Consider the following 16,641-nt stretch of genomic DNA (forward strand, 5'->3'; position numbering starts at 1 on the left):
ACCGGCGACTTCCCGGGCCCGGTGTCAGCGGAACGTGGGAGGATGTGACCGGCTCTTCGACACCTCGACAGGCCGTGCTTCCCGCGCCGCTCACGCACTGCGCCGACAGGACGGCAAGGACACCGCACCACCCCAGTTCAAGAAGGGGTCCTCCCCGCACCAGCGGGGGTCAGCCCGCGTGAGCATTGATGGCGTCGCTCTCGCCGTAGTCCTCCCCGCACCAACGGGGGTCAACCCGGGATGACAACCTCGGGGCCGGCCTCGCCGACGTCCTCCCCGTATCAACGGGGGTCAGCCGTAGAACCGGATCGTGGCGACCTGTTGCGGAGGGTCCTCCCCGCACCTGTGGGGGTCAGCCGGGCAACGCGAACGCCACTCAGCCGCCCGCAATGTCCTCCCCGCATTCGCGAGGGTCAACCGCACACGTACACAACCCGCTGCGCCGACAGCGTGCCCTCCCCGCATGCGCGGGGGCAGCCGGAGGCATCGACAACCCCTCGGACCTGTTCGGCACTGCCCGGGACCGACAGCGAAGCCCCCTCACGGCGGTCTCCATGCTCGCCACCGGCCCGGACAACCGGTTCGCGCAGCCGTGGGGCCGGTGCCCGGTGCCGACGGTCGATGTGCTGGGCGGGCCGGCCGGGGGGTCAGGCAGCCGTCAAGTTACGGGCCCGCTCGGTGTAGTCGGCAACGAGGGGGTGGCGCCCGAACGGCTCCATGCGCTTCCGCAGGTCGGCCACGGCGTCGACGGCACGGGACGACATGACCTTGCCCGCCAGTGAGAGCGTCCGCAGCCCTGCGGCATGGGCCTGCTCCAGGTCGCCCCGTTGCAGGTGGGTGCCGGCGAGCGCTGCTTGCGAGAGGGCGCCACGACGGGCGCGGTTCTGCCGGCGGGCGTGGTCGATGCTGCGCTTGGCGTGTTCGGCCGCGCCTGCGTGGTCGCCGATGTCCCGCAGGGTCATGGCGTGTTCGCCGTGCAGATAGGCCGGGTCGATGAACAGGGCCCACTCCGGCTCGCTGTCCTGGTGGATCTGCTCGGCCGCCTCCTCCGACTGAGCCACGGCACGGATGGCCGAGGTCTTGTCGCCCATGGCAGCGTGGGCCCGGCCTTCGAGGGCCCACAGGTCGGCGAGTGCGGCAGCCGAGGAACCCCGCAGACCATGGCGGCCGGCCTGGGCAAGCTTCAGCCCCTCCTCGGGGTGTTCGAGCAGGGTGGCCTGGTCCGCCATGCCGGCGAGGACGTGCGCGCCGAGTGGGACGTTCGCGGATTCCTGGGCGAGCCTCAGCGCTTGGATGAGGTACCGCTGGGCGGTGCCGTGCTCCCCGTTGTCGTAGGCCATCCACCCGAGCAGGTAGGTCTGCTCGGCAGCGGCCTCGCAGAGCGCTTGTCGTACGCCGTCGTCCTGCGGTCGCCGCAGGAGCGGGTACACGTGCACGTTCATGTAGGCGGCGAGCACCAGCCGACCGCTGCCACCGCCCTGGAAGATGTCGATCTTCTGGAACTCGCCGAACATGTTCTTGACGGCGGTGACGTCCTCCAGGCGCACACGCGGGCCGGGTTCGGGCGCCTGGTCGAGGGTGGCGAGGAGCCAGTCCCTGGACGGGCCGGTGGCGGCGACGGCGGCGAACGGTGCGGCGGCAAGGAATCGGCGGCGGTCCACGTCTGCTCTCCCCAGGTCAGAGACGGTGTCCACCGTAACGACCCAGTCGCGGTTGTACAGCAGCGAACGGTCCTCGGCAGGGCTCTCACCGAGCCCGAGTTCATACGATGTGACCCGGTATCCGACTGTGGCTGAGACGACGTCCGCGATGATCCCCGGGATCGGACGGCGCGGCCGGTTCCCCTGGAGCCAGCGCCGTACGGCAGTCGCGTCGGGCGCGACCTGGCAGTGCCCTGCCTGCTGAGCTGCGGTTCTGACCCGCCGTGCCAATTCGGCGTTGCTCAGGCCGGCCCGGCCCAGCCACTCGGCGAGCCGGGAGTTCGGCGACTTCGGCGTCTGCATGTCCCTGTCCTACCCCTAGCTGCCACCCCGCGCAGAAGTGCCACCCTGTGCCACCCCCGCGGCCCTCACATTCCGCTGACCACAGGTCGACCCTTGGTGGTGATAGTAGACCCGGCATTCAGGGAGGGGGCCAGTGTTGAAAGCCACCGAACACTCGGTTCCGTTGTCGTTGTCGGCATGGACATGGATCGACTCGACGCCTGACGGGCTCGTCTCGTTCATGTTGCTGACACCGTCGTCCGGCGAGACGCGAAGCCTCCGACGGCTCGCCCTGGGCTCGGGGCTCGCGACGCCGGAACAGCCGTTGCCGTCGCCCGGAATCCGCATCGTGCTCGCCGGAACGGACGCCCTCGTCCTGCTGCCGGGCGTGCCCGGAGCCATCCGCGTACCGGGGGACGCCGGATGGGCGGACTTCGTACGCCGAGGGGGCACCGTCGTCCTCATCCTGGGCCGGCAGTACCTGGAGCCCGGCGCCCGCCGGATCGACGTCGACCGGTATCTGTCGACCGCCCTGCTGTCCCGTCACATCTGGATGGGCAAAACCGTGCTCGCCGCCGACTACACCGCCCGGCAGTGCCGCGGCGAGGCCTGCATCGTGTGCGGGGCCTCGGGAGCGCCGCTGTCGCCCGCCGGCCATGCGTACACCGCTACGTCCGGCGCCCCGCTCGGCTGGGCCGTCGTCGCGCACCCCGACTGCACCGCCGTGGAGGACCAGTGAACGAGCCGCCCGCCGCCATCGATGCCACCGATGCCACCGATCCCCGCGCCCCGGCCGACCCCGACGAGCAGGTCGGCGGCCACTGCCGCAGCTGCGGCGAGTACGGCCTCGGCGCCTACGACGGGCCGTGCGGGGGCCTCTACGACTGGATCACCGGCCACGTGGGGTGCCCCCGGCCCAGCACCGAGCGGCCCCGGTGAGCGCTTCGCGGGCGGGCCGAGGGTTCGCAGCGGACCTCGACGGCTTCGATCATCCGGCTGTGTGGCGGCCTGGCAATCCCTATCGTTGCCGGTGTCGGACGTGGATCGGGGAGGGGATGGCAACGTGGACATCGAACTGGCGGATGCGGTGGCGGCGGTGCGCGACGAGTTGCTGAAGGCGAGTGCGCGCGCGGCCGGCCAGGACGTGGTGTTCGAAGTCGGCCCGGTGGAGATGGAGTTCGAGGTCGAGCTGCGCGCCGACGCCAAGGCGGGCGGGAAATTCCGGGTCTGGGCGGTATCGGCGGAGGCGGAGGCGGGGGTGTCGCGGGGACGGACGCACCGGGTGTCGTTCACGCTGACGCCGAAGGCCCCGGACGGCGCCGCGTTGCTGATCCATGCCGGGCAGGACGGCCCGGCCGGGCTGGGCCCGGTCGAGGGGCACATCGGTCGCTGACCCGCGTATCGGACAGGGGGGAACCATGGCACAGGACCGGGTAGTGCTGATTGACGGCCCGTCGGGCCGCGGCTCGGGGTACCTCGTCGGCCCTGCGCTCGTCCTGACGTCCGCTCATGTCGTCTGCGACGCCTCGGAGATCCCGATCGGCCGGCCCGGTAAGGTCCCCGTGACCGGCACCGTGGTGTGGCGCGGCACCGGGGGCAGGCGCGACGATGCCGCGCTGGTGCGCGTCGACGACCCGCGCCGGCAGCAGCCGCGCGGGGCCGCGGCGCGCTGGGGGGAGTTCGTCACCGATGTGGTGAACCAGCCGTGCCAGGCATCGGGCGCACCCAGGATCGCGGAGTACCAGGACCCCGGAACGCGCCGGCAGGTCGCGGACGTACGGCAGCTCAGCGGTACGGTCAACCCCGGCAGCGGTTACCTCGCCGACCGGTACCTGGCCGACCTCGACGAGTCGGTGTCCGAGTGGTCGCGCGGGGGACTGCCGTGGGGCGGCCTGTCGGGAGCCGCGCTGGTGTCGGGCGATTTCGTGCTGGGCGTGATCGCCGCCGAGGTCCCGTTCTCCGGGCACGGCATGGTGGAGGCGGTGCCGAGCTACGTGCTGCTGCGCGACGCGGAGTTCCGTGCGGCGCTGGCGCGGTACGGCGCGGATTCGACGCAGCTGGATCCGGTCGAGTTCGAGGAGCTGATCGCCCATGAGCCGGCGGCTCCGGACCGTCCCGACAGGTCTCCGAGCGTGCTGCTGCGGCCCGAGCGGGAGGCGGTCGGCTTCCACGGTCGCACGGAGCTGGTGGAGGAGCTGGTCGACTGGTGCCGGGAGGACGGCATCGCCGCGCTGCTGGTGCACGGGCCCGGCGGTGAGGGCAAGACCCGGCTGCTGCGGGAGCTGGCCACCCGACTCACCTCGTCCGACGAGGACCGGTGGGCGGTGGTGTGGCTGCGCGCGCCCCAGACGTCCCGCACGTCCCACGCCCCCGCCGCGCAGCCCGTCCACCTGCTGCAACGGACGGCCCGGCGCGTGCTGGTGGTGCTCGACTACGCGGAGAACCGGCTCGACCAGCTTTCGCTGCTGCTGGAGGCGACCTACCGGCGCGACGAGCCGTTCAAGGTGGTGCTGCTCGCCAGGACCGCCGGCGGCTGGTGGGAGCAGGCCCGACAGCACACCAGTCTGATGGAGGATCTCCTCGGGGCCCACCTGCCGGTGGCGCTGCCCCCGCTGGCCGAGGACCCAGGCGCCCGGTCCGCGCTGTACCACGACGCGGCCGGTGCGTTCGCGGCGCGGTTGGGCGGCCCCTGGCCTGCGGTCGCGGCCGGGCTGTCCGCCCCCGACCTCGACCACCCGGGGTTCGCCAACATGCTGACCCTGCACATGACCGCGTTGGCGGACCTGCTGGATGCCGACCCGGACGGCTTCCCGGCCATCGATCCAGCCATCGATCCGGCCGTCGACCCGGCCGTCGACCCGGCCATCGATCCGGCCGTCGACCCGCGGCCCGCGGTCCGGGCCTCCGGGCTGGTACGCCGCCCCTCGGAGAGGCCCGATGACGTCGAGAGTCGACTGCTGAGACACGAGAACCGCTACTGGGGGCACGTGCTCGCCGTCCGCAACATCACGCCCCTGGCACCGGAGGCGGAGATCTTCAAGGACGCGTTGGCCGTCTCCACCCTGGCCGGCGCCGACGACGACGTGTTGGGCCTGGTACGCGGGCTGGCCGACGAGGGCCTGCGCGGGCACGTGGGCGACTGGCTCACCGACGCATACCCGCCGGACTGGTCCGGCGGCGGCCCCTGGGGTGGGATCCAGCCCGACCGGCTCGCCGAGCGCTTCGCGGGCGAGCGGGTGCTCAAGCGCCGCCACCTGCTGCCCGCCCTCGCCGCGGGCCTCGACGCGGGGCGGGCCGAGCGTCTGCTCACCGTGCTCGCCCGGGCGGCCGGGCACCGGCCGCTGTCGGCGGCACTGACCCCGGTGCTCACCCGGCTGTGCACCGACCACCCGGACCGACTGGCCGGGCCCGCCCTCGCGGTCGCTCCGCAGGTCGAGCGGCCCGAGCCGCTGCTGGACGCGCTCGACGCGCTGCTCACCGCCCCCGGCGTCGGAATCGCTCAGCTCACCAGCCTGATGGGCGCGTTGCCTGCCAGCAGTTACCGCCTCGGCCCGTGGGCGATCCGACTGCTGGAACGCCTGGTCGAACTCCGGCGAGCACAGGCCGGCCATGGCGGGCCGGAACTGCTCGCTCTCGCCACCGGACTGCGCGAGCTGTCCAAGTGGTACTTCGACGCGAGGGAGCACGCCGCGGCGCTGGCCGTGGTCGAGGAGGCCATCGAGTGGCTGGAACCCGCCACGGCGGCCCACGGGCCGGACGATCCGCACGGGACAGCCCTGTGGAACAAGCTGGCGGGCTGCCTCGCCAACCGCGCGGGCATCCTCACCAGTCTCGGCCGGCCGCGGGAAGCCCTCCACCCGGCGACCCGCGCCGAGACCCTGTACCGCGAACTGGCGGGCCGGGGCGCGGTCGAGAAACCCGAGCACCTGCCGATCGCCTTGGCCATCCTCGCCCGCGTCCACGACGAGCTCGGCGACCCGCTCAGCGCCCTGCCATTACAGAAAGAGGTGGTGGCGCTCCGCGAACCACTCGCCGACTCGAACGCCGCGGACAGGGTGGCCGATCTCGCCAGGGGCATGAACAACCTGGCGCAGCAGTACCGCAAGGCCGCGGACGCGGACCGGGCCCTGGTTCACGCCCGGGAAGCGGTCGCCCTGCTGCGCCCGTTGGCCCGGCGGTTTCCGGACGCCCAGGAGCCCTTGCTCGCCGAGCTCCTCGGCACCCTCTCGCTCTGCCTGACCGAGTCGGGGGACAGCGCCGGGGCCCTGCGGGAAGCCGAGGAGTCGGTGGCCATCCGCCGCCGGCTCGCCGCCGACCGCCCTGCCGCGTACCGGTACGGTCTCGCGCAGGCGCTCAACTCCCTGTCCCACGAACTGAGCCGGGTCGGGCGCGCCACCGAGGCGATGGCGGCAGCCGCAGAGTCCGTGCGACTCTGCGAGCTGCTGAGCCAGGACCAGCCAGGCGCACAACGGGACCAGTTGGCCATGTCCCTGAACACCCTGTCCAACCACCTCAGCGACGCGAACCGGCCCGAGGAAGCGGTCCGAGCCGCCGAACGCTCGGTCGCGCTCTACGCCGAGCTGCACCGCGAACTCCCGGACGCCTACGCCGCCGACCACGCGATGGCACTGTGCAGCCTCGGGATGCGGCTCGGTGACATCGACCGACCGGAGGAATCGCTCGCCCACCTGGAACACGCCGCCCGCATCTACCGCGCTCGGCCCGCGCACCTGGCCGGTCCGGCCCGGCCCGATCTGGCGCGCTGCCTCAACAACATCGCCGCCGCCCACCGTCTGGCGCACCGCGGCGCCGAAGCATCGGCGGCCTCGGAGGAAGGCCTCGCGCTGGCCCGGGAGCTGGCCTCCGCCAACCCCCGCGGCTTCTGCCGGCTCCTGGCCGGGCTGCTGACCACGCGGGCCCTGTGCCTGATCCAGGCCGGGCGGCACGAGGAAGCCGCGGCGGTCGCCGCAGAAGGCGTCGAGGCCGCGACCCTCACCGCCGCCGAACCGGAGTCCGCCGACATGTTGTCCGCGCTCGGCGTGGTTCTCTCCATGACGCACCGCACCGAGGAATCGCTCGACGCTCAGCGGAGCGTCGTGACAGCCCGCCGCGCACTGGCCCTGATCGACGGCCCCCAGCACCACCCCGGTCTGCTGGACTCCCTGGACTCGCTGAGTACGAGCCTGAATGCCGCAGGACGGTTCGAGGAAGCCGCCGAGATCGCCGCCGAGGCAGTCGAGATCCACCGCAGCCAATGGGCGAGCGAGCGCACCGCGAATCGCCAGGCCGCACTCGCCACCGCACTCGCCGACCTGAGCGGGGCCCTGGCGGAGTCGGGCCGTCCCGAGGAGGCGGCCCGGCTCATCGCGGAGTCCGTCACCCTGTGGCGCGACCTGCCGCCCCCGGACCGGGACGCCCGCCAGCCCGCCCCTGCACTGGCGCTGGCCGCCCTCGCGGACATCCTGTGGTCGGACGGACGACACACCCAGGCGCTCGCGGTCCTGGAGGAGGCCGCCGACGGCTTCGCACACCTACCGGAGACCGACCAGGCCCGGCACGCCGGGACAGCCATGGTGTTCACCACCCGGGGCTCCGCCCTGCACCAGCTCGGAGACCCGGCCTCACTCCTGGACCTCGACCGGGCCGTGGCCGCGGCCCAGGCGATCACAGACACCGGGCTGGAGACCTACTCGGGCATCGTCGGCCGGGCGTACCTCGCCCGTGCCCGCGTCCGGGCGGACCTGGGGCGGCCGGAGGCCCTTCCCGACGCCGTCGCCGCCGCCGACACCTACCGTCGGATGTACTCGTCCCAGCCCGAGCGGGCGGCTTCCGGCCTCGTCACCGCGAACACGGTCCTGGGCCTGGTCCTGGCCCAGGCCGGCCGGACCGACGAGGCCCGCGAGGCGACCGACGAGGCCGTTGCCCTCGCCCGCACGGCGCCACGGCAGCCGACCGACCTCACCCTGCCCACCGTACTGACCGTGCACGCCCAGGTATGCCTGTCCGCCGGCGCCGGCCTCGACACGGCCCTCGCCGCCACGGACGAGGCGATCACCCTGCTGCGCCCGGTCGCCGAACAGTACCCGGCGCTGGGCGAGCCCGCCCTCGAACGAACCCTGCGGACCCGGGACGAACTCCTCGCCGCGGCACGTCGGGACACCCCGTGAACGCCACCGGCTGATGCCCGCGGCGGGACTCCGTCCGGGTAGGCCTGGTCGGCCGTTCGGTTCCGGGCGGTTGGGGTGGTTGTGGCGGCTGGGCAGGTTGGTTCCGTCGGTGATTCGCTGACGAATGAATCGATCGAGCGAAGGAATTCGGACACCATGAAGCACGTAGGGGCTCGTAGGCGGCTGGCCGCCGTGGCGGCAGTGCTCGCCGTGGCGGGAACGCTCGCGCAGACCGGTACGGCGCAGGCGGCGACGCGAGCGGCGGGGCAGTGCGGCGGCAATGTCGCGGACTACACGTACCCGGCGCGGGCGTTCCAGTTCGATGACGTGATCAGCAAGTGGCTCGGGGTGTCGGCAGTCCGGTTCAACGACGACATGTCGCTGGCCGTGACGTCCAACACCTCGGACTCGACGGTCTCCGGTGCGTGGGAGCTGCACGATCCGAACGGGCCGAACACCGCGAAGGTCGGGGTGGTGACCTTCTACACCACGGTCTCGCCGGCCGTGCAGGGGGACGGGGTGGCCGGCATCTACTGGTACGTCGGGTACCCGAACTGCAACCCGACCGCCGCGGACCCGGCGAAGAAGCTGTTCCAGATCATCGGGGACGTCCAGACGCAGCCGGTCTACCAGGACGGCAGCTACGGTCCGCTGAGCAAGATCAACGGCTTCCAGGCCGATCGCTGAGTCCGACGGGCCCGGCCCGTGGCGACCGGCGATGAGCCGGCCGGGGACCCGTGCCGGGTCCCCGGCGTCGTCTGCTGCCCGCTTCCGGGCAGTGGATCTACTTGGGCTGGTCCAGGTACCACCACCAACGCGCGTTGTTGGTGGTGATCGCCTTGAGCGAGACCTTGGCGTCCGGCTTGTTGTCCTCGTTCAGGCCTTCGGTGTTGTGGTAGCGGTTCCTGATGACGACCGTCGTGCCGAATCGGAGGAACGCGCTGCCGCCGTCGGAGACGGTTCCCGTGGTTTTGATGGCCCCGGACTTGGCGTTGAGACTCGCGACGGTGGCATCACCGGTGTTGAGCGCCCCACTCGTCTTGATGGCCCCCGACTTGGCATCGAGGCTCGCGACCGTGGCCGCACCGGTGTTGAGCGCCCCACTCGTCTTGATGGCCCCCGACTTGGCGTCGAGACTCGCGACGGTGGCATCACCGGTGTTGAGCGCCCCACTCGTCTTGATGACCCCGGACTGGGCGTCGAGGCTGGTGACCGTGGCCGCGCCCGAGCGCAGGTTTCCGGTGGTGCGGATCTCCCCGGAGTTGGCGTTGAGGCCGGTCGCGGAGACGGCGGCGTCGATCCGGACGGTTCCGTCCTTGTTGGTAATGGTGCCGTTCACGATGAGTTTGGCCATGACGGTGACGTCTTCCTCGAAGGTGGCGGGACCGTGGAGGGTGGTGGTCTTGCTGCTGCCGTCCGCGGTGAGGGTGTCGGGAACGTTGATCTTCTTCGCGGTGAGTTCCTTGGCGAGGATGGTGGGTTCTTTGACGGTGACCGTGGTGGAGAGGTAGTGGTGCCGGTCGAATTTCCCGGTCTGCGGGTCGGGGGTCCGGGCGTCGAGGACGAACGTCGTGGTGTCGGTGATTCCGGTGATCTGCGCGCTCTGCCCGGTGACCTGCTGCGGGTCCCGGCCGTCGTAGGAGAGCCAGTACTCGGTCTCGTGCTCGCTGCCTTCCCAGCGCAGGATCGCGGTGCCCGGGTTGGGGATCTGCGGTTGTTCGCAGGAGAAGGCGCGGAAGAAGAAGAAGTCGTCGACGGCCTTGGTGATCGGCACGGTCCAGTCCTCCTCGCCGGGTGCGGCGGTCGTAGTGGCGGCGGTCGTGGTGGCGGCAGTCATAGTGGCGGCGGTCGTGGTGGCGGCGGTGAGGGTCAGGGCCGCTTCGCCGGGCAGGCGGCCGACCGGGATGGCGTCGAGGATGACGGTGAAGTAGGCGGTGTCGGTGAAGACGAACTTCTTCCCCGGGCCGGACGGGGTGCACACGTAGCGGCTGCGGTCGCTGCTGGCCGTGATGCTCCAGTTCCCGCTGCTGCTGGCGTACTTGTAGTCGATGTTGCCGGGGTTCCCGGTGAGATCGGTGCCGGTCTCGCCCACGGGGATCGTGACGGTGATCTGGGTGCATTCGACGTCGGGGACGCCGGCGGCCTTGGTGAACCTGAGCCTGACGATGCCGAGTTTGGTCTTGCTGGCGGTGGAGACCGCCAGCGGGGCGGGGTCGTCGGGAGCGGCTTCCAGCAGCCGGTCGACGGTGAGGACGGGGGAGTTCATGGCGACTCCTGGGGCCGGTGGGAGTGGTGGCATGACCTGGCCTGCCGGTGGAGGGTCAGGAGATGGTGACGTCTCCTTCGCAGTCGGCGGTGAGCGCCCAGGTGGTGACGTCCCGGCTGCGAGCGAGGAACGTGTCGGTCCCGCTGTCGTTCCGGACCGTGATGTGGTCGGTGGCGGTCAGGCTTCCGGCCTCGATCACCGGGTTCGCGACGGTCACGGTGGTGGACTGGTAGTGGTGGACGGTCTGGCCTGACGGGTTGGTCGTCTGCGCGTCCAGGACGAACGTGGTCGTGCGGGTGAGCCCGGCGAAGTCGGGCAGGTTCGCCGTGTCGTAGCTGCAGTCCCGGGCCGAGGGCACACTGATCGGTTCGTTGCGGTCGTCCCAGGACAGGTAGTAGGCGGTGTTCTCCGGGCTCCCCGCCCAGTGGAGCGTGACGTGGCCGCCGTTCTCGACCCGGGTCTGCTCGCTGGAGAAGTTCTCGAAGACGAAGGCGTTGTCGGCTTTCGCGAACCCGTCCAGGGTGGAGGTGTGGCGTGCTTCACCGCCGTCGGTGACGACCGTCTGGGCGATCTCCAGGGCGGCGGCGCCGGGCATGCTGTTGATGGGGATGTTGGAGAGGATCAGGGTGAAGTCGCGGGAGTCGTCGAAGACCGCCGGCGTGGTGTCCGGGGTACACACGAAGGTCACGGTGGACGCCTCGGAACGCGTCTGACCGCCCTGGTTGACCAGGAAGCGCCGGACGATGGCGAAGCCCTCGTTCGAGGGTTCGACGATGGTGTGGATCCGCAGGTAGCGGGCGTGCAACGGCGGATCGAAGGAACGCTCGATGCGTGAGGTGTCCTGGACGGGATGCTCGTCCAGGTCCTGCCAGAGCAGCCCGTCCATGGACGCCTGCAGCCTGAGCATCTGGACCTTGTAGCGGCCGCTGGTCATGCCGGTCGCGATGTCGAGGTCGGTGATGTCCTGGTCGGTCCCGTAGTCGACGACCAGCGAGGAGTCCTTCGGCACGAGTCCCCTGGTCTGGTAGTACAGGTCGTCCCGGGGGTCGAAGATGTTGGCGAACTCGTGGTCGCGGGCCTCCCCCCATTCGGGAGCGGTCGCCACGGGGGCGGCCGGCAGCCGGTGGATGGACCAGGACGCGCCGGTGCTGTCACGCGGGTAGTCGTCGATGAGCGTCTGGTTGGCGCGCGGCTCGTCGTTGACCAGGTCCGTGGCCGCTGCCCCGCAGGGCAGCGACACGCTGATCTCGGTGCACGTCACGTCCGGCGCCGCCGCGGGCTTGGCGAAGGTCAGGAAGACGGTGCCGCGCTTGACTTCGGTGGGCGTGGAGACGGTGAAGCGGTCGGGCGGGGTGGTCTGTGAGGTGACCGACAGCGGGGCGTCGGAGGCAGTGGGATTCACGGCAGGCCCTCCCAGGGCGGACACGTGCGGGCTTGGTGGGCGGAGAGGGCCTGGGGTCAGGCGTCGTCGGTGGCGGCGAGCACGGTGACGGGCAGTGCGGCGCTGTGGCGGGTGTAGGGCGCCGATGCCGCCGCGGTGTCGTCGGTGATGCGCACGGTGGTGGTGCCGGGCAGGGCGGTGAGCGGGATGTTGTCGAGGATGAGGGTGAGGGCCCAGGTGTCGTCGAAGACGGCTTCGCGGCGGGGGTTCTCGGGGCTGCAGGTGAAGACGGTGCAGTCCGGCCGGGCGGTGTTCTTGAGGATGTGCCAGGTGCGGCCGCGGGGGGCGCTGTAGGCGGTGTCGATGCGTTCGGGCTGGGTGGTGATGGCTTCGGCGTGGATGCCGGTGGGAACTTCGAGGGTGATGCTGCGGCAGGTGGCCGGCCCCGGGGTGTCGGGGGTGCGGGCGATGGTGATGCTCAGGCGGCCCCGGCGGGGGTGCCGGGGGGTGGCGCGGGTCAGCGCGGCCGGGGTGGTGACGAGGGTGTAGGTGAGGTGGGCGGTGGCGACGGGTTCGGGCATGCGCGGGTGTCCTTCGGGCGGGGGACGGTCAGGGCTGGGGGCGGTCAGGGCTGGGGTGTGGGCTCGGCCTCGGGGTCCGGGGTGGCGGGGTGGAGTTGGAGGTAGCCGGCGCGGGCGGTGGGGTTGGGGTCGTCCGGGTGGGTGAGGTGGTCGGCGGGGATCAGCCCGCGCTCGTCCCAGTCCAGGTCCTCGGTGTCGGTGGCCTGGGGCTGGGCCCAGGTCCAGGTGCCGTAGCGGGCGGAGAGCGGGGGGATGACCAGCGCGTCGTCCTCGGGCGTGTTCCGGAAGCCGCCGACGGGCCCGACGGGGCCGGCCTGCGGTGTGCTGATCCCGTGCCCGCCCGGGACGGTGGCGTCGGTGCGGGCGCTGCGGGTGACCGCGAGCAGGGGGTTGAGGCGGAAGGAGGCGCGGATGTCGGCGAGGGCCTGGTGGACGAGGTCGGCGTCCAGTCGGAGGCTGTGAACGGGCAGGATGTCGGTGGTGGCGTGGACGGGCACGTGCGGGTGTGCGAGGAGCGTGACGTGGCGGATGGTGCGGCCGGTGGCGCGGGCGGGTAGGGCGAGGTCCTCGCCGTTGGTGACGGGCCGGATGTAGTCGCTGTCCCCGACGGGGTGGACGGCGCGCAGGCGGCAGTAGTCGACGTCCTGGTCCGGGTCGGCGCTGTAGTAGCCGATGAGTCCGTCGTCCAGGTCGTAGGGGTCGCCGAGGCGGATCGCCCAGGTGTCGTCGGTGTAATCGGGCTGCCCCTCCTCGTCCTCCTCCGGCCGGGGCAGGATGTTGTGCCAGCTGGGGTCGGTGAGCGGGGGGCCTTGGAGCTGCAGGTCGAGGTCGGCGCGGATCAGGGCGACGGGGCGGCCGATGAGGCGGACGGGCAGGTGGTCGTCCTCGGGGGCCGGGTCGACGGTGGTCCGCAGGCTCGTGTCGATGGTGGCGAGCAGGCCCTCGAAAGCGTCCGCGGGGTGGCCGAGCAGGGCGGTCAGGAAGGCGGCCAGCTGGGGGTGGTGGTCGGTGAACCGCCGGTCGTCCGGGCCGGTGTAGGGCGAGTGGGGCAGCGGGTTGTACCTGGTCTCGCGGGTGGCCTCGCTGGTGGTGATGACGCGTAGTTCGCCCAGGGCCTGCCCGGCGGGTCCGTAGACGCCCAGGGTCTGGTCCAGGTAGTTGGCCAGGAGCCAGCCCGCGACCGGACTGCCTTCGCCCTGCGTGGGAACGGGGTCGGCGGGGGCGCCGGGGGCCGGAGCGGCGGCGGGTACGGGAGCTGCGGCGGGCGCGGCGGGGACGGGGGTGAACGCGAGGCGGGTGTGCTGCAGGAGGCGGGGCGGGAGTTGGATGAAGCGCTCGGGGTTGATGAGCTCGGGCCTGGTGTACAGGTCCCGGCTGGGGGTCACCGAGGCGGCGCGGACCGGGTACTGGTCGTACCAGTTGCCGCCGGCGCCAGAGGTGACCAGGTCGGCGATGCGGCCGAAGCGGTCGACGATGCGCAGGTCGGTGAAGAAGAACTGGCCGGCGCGCACGGGCTGGAAGCGCTGTTGGTGGGGGCCCGCGGCACCGTCGGGGACGTGGTTCTGCTCCCCGGTCAGAGCGGCGACGGTGCCTTCGGTGGGGACCTGGGCACCGCCGTCGAGCTGCAGGAGCCAGTCGTTGAACCCGTCCAGGGTCTGGGAGAGGACGTCGAGCTCCACCAGGTCCTGACGCAGCGTCGCCAGCCCGGCGGCGTCGGCGCCGGGGTAGGTGGCCAGGTAGCGGGCCAGTTGGGCGCGGGCGACGAAGACGGTGGTGGGGGCGAGGTAGGAGCGGCCGCGGAACAGCCGGTTCAGCACGTCGCCTTCGCTCTCGAAGTCGGCGGGCAGGGTGCCGTCGCCGTTCCATGTGTAGCTGTAGGAGTCCAGGCCGCTTGCGGGGTCGGGGGCCTGGAAGCTCCAGTGGTAGTCCTCGCCGGTGCGGTAGGGGGTGGGGAAGAAGCTGACCTTCCACGTCAGGAGCATCGGCAGCCAGGGCTGGTGCCATGGCGCGGTGTACTCGGCCAGGGGGCCCTCGGCGTGGGTGGCCGGGTTCTCGGTGAGGGTGTGCAGGGCGGTCCGGCCGGCGTCGGGGGTGCGGGCGGCCTGGTCCAGGAGCGCGAACTCCTTGAGCAGGGCCGCGCAGGGGGCGGGCAGTCCGGTGGTGCCCGGGTCCGGCGGGGTGGTGGGCGGGGCCGTCCAGGTCTCGCCGATCCTGGCGCGTCGCAGCAGGTCGGAGGGCAGGCGGCAGGGCAGCGGGTTGTCGCTGTCGCGGGCCAGTGGCGTGGTGCCGCCGCCGGCGCCCTCGACGAGCAGGACCGGGTCGGCGGGCTTGTAGAAGCTGTCCTGGGGCAGGCGCTTGAGCCGGAGGTGCTCGGCCAGGCCCTTGCGGGCGGCCCAGGCGTCGATGGCTTCCTGCGGGTCCTGGCCGTCGCCGGTCTGCGGGATCTTCTCCCGCAGACCGGCGACCCTGGCGAGGTCGGCCGCGACCGACGTGGCCAGGCCGTCGTTGGCGGGCTCGAGTTGCCAGTCGCATGCGGCGTCGAAATCGTCGGGCAGGTCCGCCGGGCGCTGGCCTTCGGGCAGGTGGCGCAGCCAGTACAGGGACCACAGCCGCCACTGCCCGGCGCTCAGGTCGTTCAGCGCTTCGTCGTAGGCGCCCTGGTCGCTGTTGAGCTGGTCGAGCCAGTCGGGGGCGGGGTCGGTGCCGCGTGGTGTGCGGGAGGCGTCGGGCCCGTCGGTGGGGCGTGGGACGATCTGCCAGGTGTAGCCGCCGTCGGAGCCGGCGAACCAGGAGCGGTGGGTGGTCTCCTCCAGGTCTCGCTCCCCGGCGGCGCCGTCGAAGGTGTCCAGGGTGCCGTGGTACAGGGCGCTGAACAGCCGGGCGGTGCGGGGAGAGCGGGTCTGCCGGTGGACCAGGGCGGAGGCGGCCTCGCCGGTGCTGTGCCCCAGGGCGATCTTGATGCGGGGGGCGTCGACCGGGCGCTCGTCGTCGGGCGCCTGCCCGAAGCGCTTCCAGTCCAGGCCCAGGGCGGTGCCGCTGTACAGGGTGCGGCTCAGCTCCTTGGGGGCCGCGGTGCTGTGGAAGGTGCGGACGCAGAGCGGTTCGGCGCCGGCTTCGAGGATGTACAGCCTCAGGTAGCGCGCCTCGAAGGGCGTTTGGGGCCGGTAGTCGATGACGGGAGTGCCGGCCTCGTAGTCCTGGTGGTACTGGGCGGGCCAGTTCTCGTTGTCCACGGAGGTCTGCACGCGGACCTTCGGGAGCAGGTGCTGCCCGTCCGGATCGCCAAGCAGCACGCGCAGCGAGGTGAGCTGCTGGACGCTGCCGAGGTCGACGGTGATCCGGTCCCCCGTCGCGGGGGCGTTCTCGCTGCGGTAGTAGGTGCCCTCGTCGTTGTCGAGGATGCTCTCGACGCCGTGCGGGGCGTCGGTGCCCAGGCCGCCGGTGACGGTGGCGGTGCGTCCGGCGACCGTCCAGCCCAGGGCCGCGACGACATCGGCCGGGGTGCCGGCGCTGCCGGGGGGCAGCAGGCCGGGGATGTCGGCCGCCTTGGCGAGGATGTCCTCGGCGGGGTCGCTGTACCAGCCGGCGACCAGGTAGCTCAGTGTGGCGTCGGGCGGGTAACTGTCGCCCTGGCTGGGGTCCCTGAGGTCCTGGAGGTCGTCGTGGAGGGAGAAGACGTTCTCGTGGTAGGGCTGGTAGGCGGCGAAGGTGGGCAGGCCCGCGCCTACCGCGGTCAGGAACAGTTCGCGGGCTTCGGGCTCGTGCCAGGGCCCGTCGGCGAGCGCGTGGAGCCGGCCGAGCCAGTCGACCTGAGGGGTCTCCCCGCGCAGGTCGAGGAAGCTGTTGATCGTCCCCTGGCCGTCCCAGAGGTCACCGTCGTCGTCGCTGTACAGGTAGTCGCTGTGCACGACCCAGCCGACGGCCTTGCCCACGCCCCGCACCTGGGAGTAGCGCACGACCAGCCACCGGTTGGGCACCAGCGGGTAGTCGGTCCGTCCGGTGCTCTCGTCCACGAAGCCTTCGGTGAGCGCCTCGGGCAGCTGCCACTGGACGTGGACGCCCTCGAAGGTGTCGTCCGTGCTGACGTCCTTCCCGCCGGTGAACGGCTCGGGTTCGGCGGCACCCCGGCCGGCCTCCGGCTCGGTTCCCAGCATGTGGTCGAAGCTGGGTGTGGTGCGGTAGAAGGGGTGCAGGGTGCGCACCTTCTCGTTGACCAGCAGTGCGTGCACCTCGACGGGCACGATCAGTTCGGTGTCGCTCACGT

The 16,641-nt window shown here is 72.0% G+C and carries 10 protein-coding genes; 5 read left to right on the forward strand and 5 right to left on the reverse strand.

Annotated features, from left to right (window positions below; translation table 11 throughout):
• Positions 1 to 647: 647 nt before the first annotated feature.
• The gene (locus ACFQ6N_RS04695; RefSeq protein ID WP_380646853.1) at positions 648 to 1,661 is read right to left on the reverse strand and encodes a transcriptional regulator; all 1,014 of its coding nucleotides are present in this window, start codon (positions 1,659 to 1,661) and stop codon (positions 648 to 650) included.
• A 475-nt stretch (positions 1,662 to 2,136) separates the two neighbouring features.
• Between ACFQ6N_RS04695 and ACFQ6N_RS04700 the strand changes: the two genes are divergently transcribed.
• From ACFQ6N_RS04700 to ACFQ6N_RS04720, 5 genes are all read left to right on the forward strand, one after another.
• Positions 2,137 to 2,721 carry a hypothetical protein gene (locus ACFQ6N_RS04700; protein ID WP_380646854.1) on the forward strand — a complete coding sequence of 195 codons (585 nt, stop codon included), beginning with the start codon at positions 2,137 to 2,139 and terminating at the stop codon, positions 2,719 to 2,721.
• Entirely contained in the window at positions 2,718 to 2,921 is a 204-nt protein-coding gene (locus tag ACFQ6N_RS04705; RefSeq protein WP_380646856.1) for a hypothetical protein, read from the forward strand. Before ACFQ6N_RS04700 ends, ACFQ6N_RS04705 begins: the two co-directional genes overlap by 4 nt.
• A 124-nt stretch (positions 2,922 to 3,045) precedes the next feature.
• Positions 3,046 to 3,375: a trypco2 family protein gene (locus ACFQ6N_RS04710; protein WP_380646857.1), complete on the forward strand. Its 330-nt coding sequence runs from the start codon at positions 3,046 to 3,048 to the stop codon at positions 3,373 to 3,375.
• Between the two features lie 169 nt (positions 3,376 to 3,544).
• The gene (locus tag ACFQ6N_RS04715) at positions 3,545 to 8,149 is read left to right on the forward strand and encodes a tetratricopeptide repeat protein (protein WP_380646858.1); all 4,605 of its coding nucleotides are present in this window, start codon (positions 3,545 to 3,547) and stop codon (positions 8,147 to 8,149) included.
• Positions 8,150 to 8,305: 156 nt separating this feature from the next.
• Entirely contained in the window at positions 8,306 to 8,836 is a 531-nt protein-coding gene (locus tag ACFQ6N_RS04720) for a hypothetical protein (RefSeq protein ID WP_380646860.1), read from the forward strand.
• Between the two features lie 97 nt (positions 8,837 to 8,933).
• On the opposite strand, the gene ACFQ6N_RS04725 is transcribed toward ACFQ6N_RS04720, so the two are convergent.
• Genes ACFQ6N_RS04725 through ACFQ6N_RS04740 form a run of 4 tightly spaced genes read right to left on the reverse strand, consistent with a single transcriptional unit; the run spans position 8,934 to position 16,639 of the window.
• Positions 8,934 to 10,415: a hypothetical protein gene (locus tag ACFQ6N_RS04725; protein WP_380646861.1), complete on the reverse strand. Its 1,482-nt coding sequence runs from the start codon at positions 10,413 to 10,415 to the stop codon at positions 8,934 to 8,936.
• 55 nt (positions 10,416 to 10,470) lie between these two features.
• Complete coding sequence (locus ACFQ6N_RS04730; protein ID WP_380646863.1) at positions 10,471 to 11,817, reverse strand: discoidin domain-containing protein; 1,347 nt, start codon at positions 11,815 to 11,817, stop codon at positions 10,471 to 10,473.
• Positions 11,818 to 11,873: 56 nt separating this feature from the next.
• Positions 11,874 to 12,377: a hypothetical protein gene (locus ACFQ6N_RS04735; RefSeq protein WP_380646864.1), complete on the reverse strand. Its 504-nt coding sequence runs from the start codon at positions 12,375 to 12,377 to the stop codon at positions 11,874 to 11,876.
• A 44-nt stretch (positions 12,378 to 12,421) separates the two neighbouring features.
• On the reverse strand, positions 12,422 to 16,639 hold the full coding sequence (locus ACFQ6N_RS04740) for a discoidin domain-containing protein (protein ID WP_380646865.1): 4,218 nt from the start codon (positions 16,637 to 16,639) through the stop codon (positions 12,422 to 12,424).
• Between the last annotated feature and the right edge of the window lie 2 nt (positions 16,640 to 16,641).

Source organism: Kitasatospora sp. NPDC056446 (genome assembly GCF_042796115.1).
Lineage (GTDB): Bacteria > Actinomycetota > Actinomycetes > Streptomycetales > Streptomycetaceae > Kitasatospora.